The following is a 9,963-nucleotide window of genomic DNA, read 5'->3' as shown; positions in this document are numbered from 1 at the left end:
CGACAGATCGCCACGCGCCAATACCGCCTCCCTAAAAGGAAGCCTTGAATCACGCCTCAAACAATCTGGGAATCCACTTTGTCAACAGGACCTAGGCGTACCGGCAAGCGGACGTACGGGACCAACCGCTCAGGTTGCCTCACCGTCCTGTCGCCACGATGAAGATGACCAAAGTCAGCAGCCACGTGAGAACACCGAGGTAACCTGCCATATCCGGTGTGAACACGAGACGGCGTTCCCCATCTCGGTAGCAGCCGGCCCAACCGCCTGGTTTGTCCGACGTCAAGTCGGCAGCTTTAATACATCCTGCACTGACAATGGGAAGGAAAACCTTGGCAGTCTGATAGCCAATCAGTCCAACAACGACGTATAGCATGAAAGCCCTGCCCCCTCACCGACCTGCGCAAGGCGATACCATACTGGCTTGGATGCGGGCCGCGTGAGAGCGTCAGCTTTCTGCCGTTCTCCGACGGTAAGCTGACTTTCCGGAAACCGCCCGAGTTTGATATCTCCAGCTTCCTGAAACCGGCCTTCGCGCTCAAACACTTTACAGGCGAAGTGTTTCAGAAACAGGGTTGTTAGCGGCTCCGGTCGAAAAATTTGGCATAGGCAACCTGCGCGACCCACGCTGACAGGAAGCCGATACCAGCGATCACAAGCGCTACCATCCAAACGGGCTGAGACCATGAGAACGACTGGTACAAAGTCGTCAAAATCAGCACGAAAAGGCCGATCATAAGGGAAACAGGCCACGGCTGAACACTGAACGACAAGCGACGGTCGGACATAGCAAAGCTCCAAAAACAAGATTTCGCCTCGTGAGGCTAAGCCCAAACAGCGTTGCGCGCAACGGCAGCTCTATCCAGCATAGAAAGCAGTTCTGAGCGCTTGGAAAGGGCTTGGTCGAGTGTTTATCTGTTCGTCTTGTTTGATAATAATCGGAAAATTGCCGCCGTTTGGCAGATGGGGCATGACACCGGTATTCCCGCAAGAGCTTACGTCGCCTCGCCTGCGCCTGCAGGCGATTGCTCCGCTTCATGCGCGGTCGCTGTTTGAGGCCGTCACGACGGCTCTGTTGCAAAGTTTTTGGTGTGTAGAAATTTGTCCTACTGCCTCCCATTGTCGACCGCCAATCGCGTCCGAAACTTGGCTTCACGGATCGTTTGAAGCTACGACAACTGGCCAAATCGGATGCGGACAGGTCTCGGTGTGGACGGATTTTCTAACTTTCCGACAGCCGAAAAAACTTTGCAACAGAGCCGCCTAGAATTTCATTCTACCGGCCGCCAACGCTGAGCCAAACCGAGGGTCATCACCAGCGCTCAAAGATCATTGCAGGGCCTGAAAATCACCAATCAGCATCGGCTTCGAATGCAGATTACGATGAATTTTCTACGTTTCCAGAGCTCCGAGAACCTCTGCAACAGAGCTCATCAGCACGCCTAATAGAGAGAAGCCCGACAAACTCAATTTTCGACCCGGTTTTGCAACTGCGCTTCGCAAAGCAACCGTTTTCTTGCGTTGGATATTTAGCCCTCATTTCTTTCGGAACAAGTTTGTCAAACGAATTAAACCGGTAATTATTCATAGGAAAAATAAGAAAAGTAATATATATTGACAATTTAATTCATACGTAATAACGCATGCTGAGACGACAGGGAACTGCTTGCTTGCGCGATACCAAATAGGAAATTTAAGATGTTAGTCAATATCATATTTTTCTTGTTTTACGTATTATTGAGCTATTTTATAGGTCCGGTTTCAAATATATTTTTGTATATATTTGTCGTTAATCGGCAGGTCGGAAATGAAAAACAAAATATACCTGTAGCGACGTTTGTACTTTTTCTTGCATTTTCGCCTTATATTTTATCTTCATTCGTTTTTATTCAAGTCGATAATTCGACGTTGACCTGGGTTGAGCATGTATTTTATAGTTTTACAGAATATAATGATTTACGAGGGAAGTGGTTTAATCTAGCAAATGAAAATGCGACGGGATTTGTCCTGGATCCGCGAACACTTCATGAATTACACCGCTTTATGTTATATAGTTTGATTTCAAACGCCTTTTTAGTATTAACAGCCATAATCCACTCAATATTTTACGATGGAATATTTAATAGTCTTGTTAGCAAGCAAGATAATAGAGGAAACATATTACCCGGGCGCGGGATTGTTTTGCTCATTTTTCCTATTGTTATTTTTACGATTGCATCTCTTCAGCCAATATCAGTTGGTGATCACTACAATAGAAAATCGGCGGCCTTCTGGGCCTGTTTTCCTTCTTTTTCTTACATTGTCACAATTATTGTTGCGGCGCTAGATAGAAAACGACGGATAGCAAACCAATATCGTAAAGGGGAAATCCAATGAGCCTAACATCTGGTGTCAAACAGATTGGTGACTTGCTTGTTTACGCTGCAAAAAATGCAGAGAGAGAATTATGAGACGCTAGAGCAGATCTGGTTCACGTTGCATCGTATCCTGCGGCCCGGAAGCAGTTGGCGCATTCGTTTGGCGTGAAGGCTGGGACGAGGTCACCGACAGCTCGCCATAAGGTGTCGATGGTGCGCTCGCCTCTGGCGCGCAGCAGAGCCTTCAGCTTGGCGAAGGCGTTCTCGATCGGGTTGAAGTCGGGTGAGTAGGGCGGCAGGAAGCGCAAGCTCGCCCCTGCTGCCTCGATGGCTATCCGAACGCCATCGATCTTATGAGTTGGCAGATTATCCATGATGACGACATCACCGGGCGAAAGCGTCGGTACGAGCACTTGCACGACATAGGCTAGGAACACCCGACCGTTCATGGCGCCGTCATAGACGAATGGAGCTGTCATGCCCGACAGCCGGAGCGCGCCTGTAAAGGTCGTGGTCTTCCAGTGACCGTGTGGCACGCCGGATCGGCAGCGCTCGCCACACGGCGCGCGACCCCGAAGGCGCGCCATCTTCGTGCTCAGCCCTGTCTCGTCGATGAACACAAGCTTGGCCGGGTCCAGGTCGATCTGGCCCTCGAACCAGGCTTGCCGGCGCATTAAGACGTCCGGTCGCTCCTGCTCCAGTGCGTGTGCGGTCTTTTTTTGAACGTCCAGCTCCGCCGACGGAGCCAGGCGCTCAGCGCCGAACGGCCCATATGCAGGTCGCGCTCGACGGCTCTGTTGCAAAGTTTTTGGCGTGTAGAAATTTGTCCTACTGTCTCCAAGTTTCGATCGCCAATCGCGTCCGAAACTTGGCCTCAGAGATCGTTTGAAGCTACGACAACTGGCCAACTCGGATGCGGACAGGTCTCGGCGTGGACGGATTTTCTAACTTTCCAGCAGCCGCAAAATCTTTGCAACAGAGCCATCGGCGGTGTTCTCTTCAGCGGCCGATACCCTCGAGCTCAGTGACCCGCGCCATAGCCCCGCCGAGCCCGTTCAGCGACAGGCTCAGTTCGATCGGAGCGCCCTCCACAGTGGGTGCCGTGATGATGCCGGCCTTTCCGCCCGTGAGCTTCGCCACCGTGTCGGCGTCGAGGTCCAGCGGCACGATGCAGCCGGCGGGCAGGCAGGTCGAGAACGCGAGGGGCTCTCCCATCTGCACATCGTCGATCTTCACGATCACCCCGTCGCGAACGGCAACGCCGAACGGCAAGATCAGCAGGCCGGTGGCCCCGCCCTCTCCCGATGGCCCAAGCTCGGCGGCAAACACCATCTGCCCCTGCTGGTTCACCTGGCGCTGCGACAGCGCGCAGACCTTTCGGGCGGGCTGGGCAGCCGATGCCGGTGCCACCTGGCAGGCCACTGTCCAGTCGCCATGCGCTTCGGTGAGCGAACTGGCACCGCCCGGAAGTGCTGTCGCGTCTTGAGCGGTTGCATACTGTCCGAGAGGTCCGATGAGACCGGCGGCCAGCAGAACTGCTTGGGCCAGAATCCGTGGTGTGCTCGGCATCAGAACTTGACCTCGAAGGTGGCGCGCACGCCGTTGTCGGTGGCATCGTTGGCGAACTGTCCGGCGTAGTGCAGGCCGAGCGTGGCATTCGGCGCGACGTCGATGCCAAGGCCGAGTTCGACGATGGCGGCGTCTTCAGCGATCGGCACGCCCGAGACGGTAAAGGCCGGGCCACCTGCGATTAAGGCAATCGTGTCGGTCGGCGTACGGTCGTCGAAGGCATGGCGCCAGCCGAGCATGCCGGTGGCGTTCACAGCCAGCCCGCCGATCGGCATCGTTGCCTGACCCTTCAGGCCGAGCGTCGAGAACGTCGTCTCCGTCGTATCATCGCTCGAACGCAAGGTTGCTGAGCCGCCCCGTTCGTTGAACCCGTCCGTGTCGAGGCTGACATAGGCCAGATTGGCAAAGGGGCTGATCGAGGTGCCGAAGCCTAAGTCGACGCGATAGCTCGCCTCGCCGAACACCTGCGCCGTGCCGCCGTCGTAGCTCGCCGTCAGCTGATCGCGGAAAGTCCCGAAGGCGATCTGGCGGGAGGTGTGGATCTCGTCGAAGCTGTAGGAGGCGCCAGCCTTCAGCTCCACGGCCCCGAGCATGGTGCCGGCGTAGAGGCTGACATGGGTCGAGTCGACGTCGGCCGAAGATCCGCGCGCATCCACGTCGTAGGAGGCCTCGCTGTAGCCTGCCATGACGCCGATGCGCAGCGTCTCGGTGAGGAAGCCGTCGGCTCCGACGAGAAAGCCGCCGATGTCGCGATCGAGCGAGGCGGCATTGCCGTTGCCATCCGTCTCGCCCCAGGAGCCATAGCCCGAGATCCAGGCCTCGATGCCCGTCGAGGCAAGCACCACCGAACCCTCGACGGGATCGCTGCCCTGCTCGTCGAGAACGGTGAAGGCGGCATCGAGCCGCTCCATGGCGGTGTTGCGAAGGAAGCGGACATCCTCGAGCCGTCCGGTCTTCTGAGAGGCATGAACCTCGCCGGACAGCTGATCGAAGGCGACGCGGGCGTTCGGTGCGTCGAGCACGCTTGCCGCGGCGAAGGCCGCGTTGGCGAAGCCCAGACCCTCCAGGCCCGTGGCCGCCGCGCGCTGGTTGGCGGTCGTGGCCACGCTGGCAAAGCGCGTGTCGTTGCGGTCGAGACGGAGCGTCACGGCGTTCGCGGCGTAGCCGAGCGTGGGCGACAGGAAGAGGTAGTCCGACGTTGCGCTGGCGAATTGGCCGCTGACGCCGCCCTGTGCCGTCAGGATCGTGTAGGTCTGCGTCGGCAGATACGCGCCGTCGAGCCCGATGTGACGCACTTGTGCGCCGTTCAACGTCGCCGTGCCGCCGACGGCGATGAGGTCGGAGAGCCCGGAGCCCGGAACGGTCTCGACGAGATAGGTCGAGCCCGCCGCGAACGCGACGTTGCCGTTCACCGTCACCGTGCCCGGCGAGTTGCCCGGCGAGACGACAGCACCCGAGCCGACGACGAGGTTGCCGCCGATGATGGGACTGCCCTTCAAGATGGACCCAGCCCCGAGCGTGGTGTCGCCCGCGACGCGAAGCCCGCCGCCGAGCGTGCCGCCGCTGGTGAACACCGAGCCGGCGATCGTGCCGGTTCCGCCGAGCCGACCGCCGGCGTTGACGTTCACCTGAGCGCCGTTCAGTCCGCCTGCCTGGCCGAGATCGCCGAAGGTGCCGGAGACGATCATGGTGCCGCCGAGATCGTAGACGCCGGTGAAGCTCTGGGTGCTCGTGTTGGATGCCGCTGCCGTGAAGGTGCCGCCCGTCTGCTCGATACGGCCCGCCCCGGTGAAGAGGCCGGCATAGGGTGCGTCGGCGAAGGACAGGGTGCCGTTCACCTCGGTCACCGACGACGCGTTCGTCCCGGCGAGCGCGTTCGTGGCAAGGCTTGCCCCTGAAGCGACCGAGACGCCGACGGGTGCCGACGAAGCGTTGGTCAGCGAGGCGAGGCTGGAGAGGCTGCCGCCCGTCACAGTGAGGGTGCCCGTGCCGGTGTTGGAGACGCCACCCGACGCCGTGACCGTCCCGGTGCTGGTGAATGCGCCGGTGTTGGCGATGGAGCCGCCGATCGTGCCGCCCGAGAGGGTGAAGGCGGCGCCGTTCGTGACGTTGCCGCCGATCGAACCGGCGCTCTGGGTGAACGTGCCCGTATTGGCGACGCTGCCGCCGATCGAACCCGACTGGGCGAAGACCGAGCTGTTCGTCACGTCGCCGGTGACGGCACCGGTGTTGCTCGTGGTGCCGCTGTTGGCGACGGCGCCCGAGACGGTCCCGTCGTTCGTGAAGATGCCGGCATTGGTGACGCCGGAGGCGAGCGAGCCTCCCGTCGCGAGCGTCAGGCCGCCGCCGGCGATCCGCGTGCCGCCCTGATGAGTGTTCGCGCCCGTCAGGATGAGAGTGCCGGTGCCGGTCGCCGTCAGCGAGCCGGCGCCCGAGATCACGCCGGACAGGGTCGTGGCGACACCGGTGTCCGTCGAGATCGTGCCGCTCGAGGTGATGGCGACGTCCCGCGCGCTGGCGAAGCTGCCGGTCGTGCGCAACGTGCCGCCGGAGAAGATCAGGCCGGAGGAGGCCGCACCCAGAGAGGCGTCGGCTCCGATGGCCAGCGTCCCGCGGGCGAGGTCCGTGCCGCCCGTGTAGCTGTTCGCCGCGGACAGAACGAGGGTGCCGCCGCCTTGCTTGAAGAGGCCGCCCGTTCCAATCAGCGTCGAGGCGATGGTCGTGGTGCCCGTGTCCACCGTGACGAAGCTGCGCCCGTTCGAGCCGGTCGCGTTGCCCGCAAGGTTCAGGCTTCCGCCGGTGACGTCATAGCCGCCGACGGTGAACTGCAGACCCTCGAAGCTCTGCGTGCCCGAGACGCTGACGGTGCCGGGCGCGCCGGAGAAGACGCCCACTTGCGAGCGCCAGGCATTGTTGAAGGTGCCGCCGTCGACCGTTCCATCCGCGGTCTGATCGGTGCCGTCGAAGACCTGAACGACCTGACCGCCATTGGCGAGGAGGATGTCGAACCGCGACGGCGCGCCGCCGGGATTGGTGGCAGCCTGCCGGACGTCGGCCGTCGCGATCGCGCCACCGTTGGTGACCGTGCCGAAGGTGCCGCTCGTCGTGCCCGCGACGTCGAACAGCGTGTAGATGCCGCTGGTCGCCGCCGCGTTGGCGTGCGCCGAGTTGCGAAGGACCAGCGTCGAGCCCGTGTCGATCGCGAGGTTGCCCCCGACCCGCACCAGATCGTTGTCGGTCCCACCGACGACGCCGGGTGTGCCGAGCTCAAACAGAGCCGTCGAGCCGGAACCCAGCGCCACGTTGCCGTTGACCGTCAGCGTGCCCGGCGAGTTGCCCGCCGACAGCGTGCCCCCCGAACTCACCGCCACCGAGCCCGCGATCGTGCCGGTTCCGCCGAGCGTGCCCGAGCCCGAGACGGTCACCTGCGCCTGGTTCAGGCCGCCCGTACCATTGAGATCGCCGAGGACGCCGTTCACCGAGAGCGTGCCGCCCGTCACGCTCGTCGTGCCGGTGAAGGAGGCCGGGGCCGTATTGGTGCCGGAGAAGACGGTCCTGCCGGCAAGATGATCGATCGTTCCCGCGCCGGTGATCACCGGAGCGAAGACCGCCGCAGAGCCATCCGGATTGCCGCTGTGGTTGAAGACCAGCGTGCCGGTGCCGGTGCCGAAGGCCAGCCTGCCCGCCGCGATGCGACCGGCCGAGACCGCCGGCTGACCGGCCGCCGCGCCGATGTTCACCGTGCCCGCCGAGCCGGCATTGCGCGCGACCGCCACGGTCCCCGGGCCCGCGGTTGTGCCTTCAACAACCGCCCCGCCCGCCGCCACCGTCAGCGTGCCGCTGCCCTCGTAGCCGACCTCAAGAGAACCCCTGTTCGTCCAGGTCGAGCCCACGCCCGTCACCGTCGCAGTGCCCGTCGAGCCGGCGTAGAGGCCGATGTAACCAAAGACGCTGCTGACCGAGCCGCCCGTCTCGACCGTCAGCGTGCCGCTGCCACCAAGGCCAACATCGAGGGCTCCGCTGTTCGTCCAGGTCGAGCCCGCGCCCGTCACCGTCGCCGTGCCTGTTGAGCCAGCAAAATAGCCAAGGAAACCACTGGTGTTGCTGACAGCTCCGCCCGCCGCGACCGTCAGCGAGCCGCTGCCACCGTCGCCAACAGAAAGTTGCCCGTTCGTCCAGGTGGAGCCCGCGCCTGTCACCGTCGCCGTACCCGTCGAGCCGGAGTCGCGGGCGATGAAACCCTCGCCGCTGCCGAGCGTGCCGCCCGCCTCGACCGTCAGCGCCCCGCCATTCACGATCGCCTCACCGGCGAAGGTGTTCACGCCCGTCAGTGACCAGGTCCCGGCTCCATCCTTGAGGAACGTGCGGAGATTGCCGCCCATGGTGCCGGAGACCGCGCCGTTTCCAGCTCCACCAAGAACAAGGTCACGGTTGGCGCCGGCGAGCCCAGAGATGCCGCCGGACAATGTGAGCAGGCCGGCATCGGAGTTGATGCGCGTATTGGCGCCGGCGAGCGTGATGGGCCCGCTGACGGTGTTGTTGTCCGAGAGGTTGCGAAGCGCGCCGCCGTCGGCAACGCCCCCGCCGCTCAGCGTCAGCGGTTCGATCAGCGGTTCGATAAGGGTGAGGCCGCCCGTCACCTCCAGAGCTGCGCCGTTCGCGACGGTCGTCCCGGCCGAAGTGCCGCCCAGGGCCGCGCCGTGGCCGACGCGAAGGATCCCGCCGGAGATCGTGGTCACGCCCGTGTAGGTGTTCGCACCGTTGAAGACGGTCGTGCCGGCCAGATGATTGATCGTTCCAGCGCCGGTGATCAGCGGCGCGAAGACCACCGGCGAGCCGTGGGGATTGCCGGTGTGGTTGAAGACCAGCGTGCCGGTGCCGGCGCCGAAGGCCAGCTCGGCTGCCGCAATGCGACCGGCCGATACCGGCGTCTGGCCTGCCGCCGCGCCGACGATCACCGTGCCCGTCGAGCCGGCGTTGCGTGCGACCCACACGCCTCCCGCTCCCGAAGCCCCGCCGGCGAAGACCGCACCGCCCGCCTCGACCGTCAGCGTGCCGCTGCCCTCGTTGCCAACAGAGAGGTTCCCGTCATTCGTCCAGGTGGAGCCTGCACCCGTCACCGTCGCCGTGCCCGTCGAGCCGGCGTAGAGCCCGATGTAACCAAAGGCGTTGCTGACCGAGCCGCCCGCCGCGACCGTCAGCGTGCCGTTGCCACTTTCGCCAACAAAAAGGTAACCGCCGTTCGACCAGGTGGAGCCCGTGCCCGTCACCGTCACCGTCGCCGTGCCCGTCGAGCCCGCAACGCGGCCGATAAAACCATAGGTGTTGCTGACTGTGCCGCCCGCCGCGACCGTTACCGTTCCACTGCCATTAAGGCCGATGGCAAGGTACTGCGAGATCGCCCAGGTTGGGCTAACAGCCGAACCGGGATCGACCTCGCCGGTAATCGTCACGCTTTGGGCGGACGCTGTCCCCGTCCATGCCGCCAATACCAGCGCGGACACCCCGGCAAGCCATGCCGCTTTGGCGGTGGACATCACAGATCTGTTCAGTGCTCGGGCGGACGATCCGGGAGCATCACGCTCTCCTAAGACCGTATCGTTCGTGCGCAGGTTGTTGGCGCTGTAACGTCTAGGGTACGCTCCAGCGTTTATCTTCTCAGGGCTTTTGCGCATCGCTTCTCGTCCGTCCGATCGCTGCCATCGGCAACTTGCTGTTGAACGTTGGCGTGCTAAATCCCGAATGGGTCAATTGCAGAAAGGGTACACCGGACAGAAAGGGCGAACGTAGCACCGACTCTGGCGAAGAACGTCCGGTACCTTGAAGGTCGCGGACGGGCGGAGGGGCGGAATGGACATCACGAGCCATCACAACGGCGGGCGGGACGACGGTTCGAACCAGCCGCCAATGGTCCGGCTCTGTTTGCAGTCGCAAGAGAGTGACTAGGTCCTGTTGACAAAGTGGATTCCCAGATTGTTTGAGGCGTGATTCAAGGCTTCCTTTTAGGGAGGCGGTATTGGCGCGTGGCGATCTGTCG

Annotated in this window: 3 protein-coding genes and 1 pseudogene; 1 reads left to right on the top strand and 3 read right to left on the bottom strand. The window is 62.2% G+C overall.

Annotated features, from left to right (window positions below; all coding sequences use genetic code 11):
- Positions 1-1,698 precede the first annotated feature (1,698 nt).
- Positions 1,699-2,376, top strand: a complete 678-nt coding sequence (locus tag GGR04_RS23400) for a hypothetical protein (RefSeq protein ID WP_183202978.1) — start codon at positions 1,699-1,701, stop codon at positions 2,374-2,376.
- A 94-nt stretch (positions 2,377-2,470) separates the two neighbouring features.
- Here GGR04_RS23400 and GGR04_RS23395 read toward each other — a convergent pair.
- The 3 genes and pseudogenes from GGR04_RS23395 to GGR04_RS23385 form a co-directional block, all read right to left on the bottom strand.
- Positions 2,471-3,126 (bottom strand): annotated as a pseudogene (locus GGR04_RS23395) (IS630 family transposase); the annotation flags it as partial.
- 230 nt (positions 3,127-3,356) lie between these two features.
- On the bottom strand, positions 3,357-3,926 hold the full coding sequence (locus tag GGR04_RS23390) for an invasion associated locus B family protein (RefSeq protein WP_183202976.1): 570 nt from the start codon (positions 3,924-3,926) through the stop codon (positions 3,357-3,359).
- Entirely contained in the window at positions 3,926-9,463 is a 5,538-nt protein-coding gene (locus tag GGR04_RS23385; RefSeq protein ID WP_183202974.1) for an autotransporter domain-containing protein, read from the bottom strand. Before GGR04_RS23385 ends, GGR04_RS23390 begins: the two co-directional genes overlap by 1 nt.
- Between the last annotated feature and the right edge of the window lie 500 nt (positions 9,464-9,963).

The sequence above is a fragment of the Aureimonas pseudogalii genome (genome assembly GCF_014196835.1).
GTDB classification, from domain to species: domain Bacteria; phylum Pseudomonadota; class Alphaproteobacteria; order Rhizobiales; family Rhizobiaceae; genus Aureimonas; species Aureimonas pseudogalii.
The sequence above is the reverse complement of the archived record's forward strand: the minus strand, read 5'-3'. Positions and strand labels throughout refer to the sequence as shown.

Bases quoted from the DNA above. Each gene is read 5' to 3' on its own strand.
- GGR04_RS23400 (WP_183202978.1), top strand. From the start codon at position 1,699: ATGTTAGTCAATATCATATTTTTCTTGTTTTACGTATTATTGAGCTAT.
- GGR04_RS23390 (WP_183202976.1), bottom strand. From the start codon at position 3,926: ATGCCGAGCACACCACGGATTCTGGCCCAAGCAGTTCTGCTGGCCGCC.
- GGR04_RS23385 (WP_183202974.1), bottom strand. From the start codon at position 9,463: ATGTCCACCGCCAAAGCGGCATGGCTTGCCGGGGTGTCCGCGCTGGTA.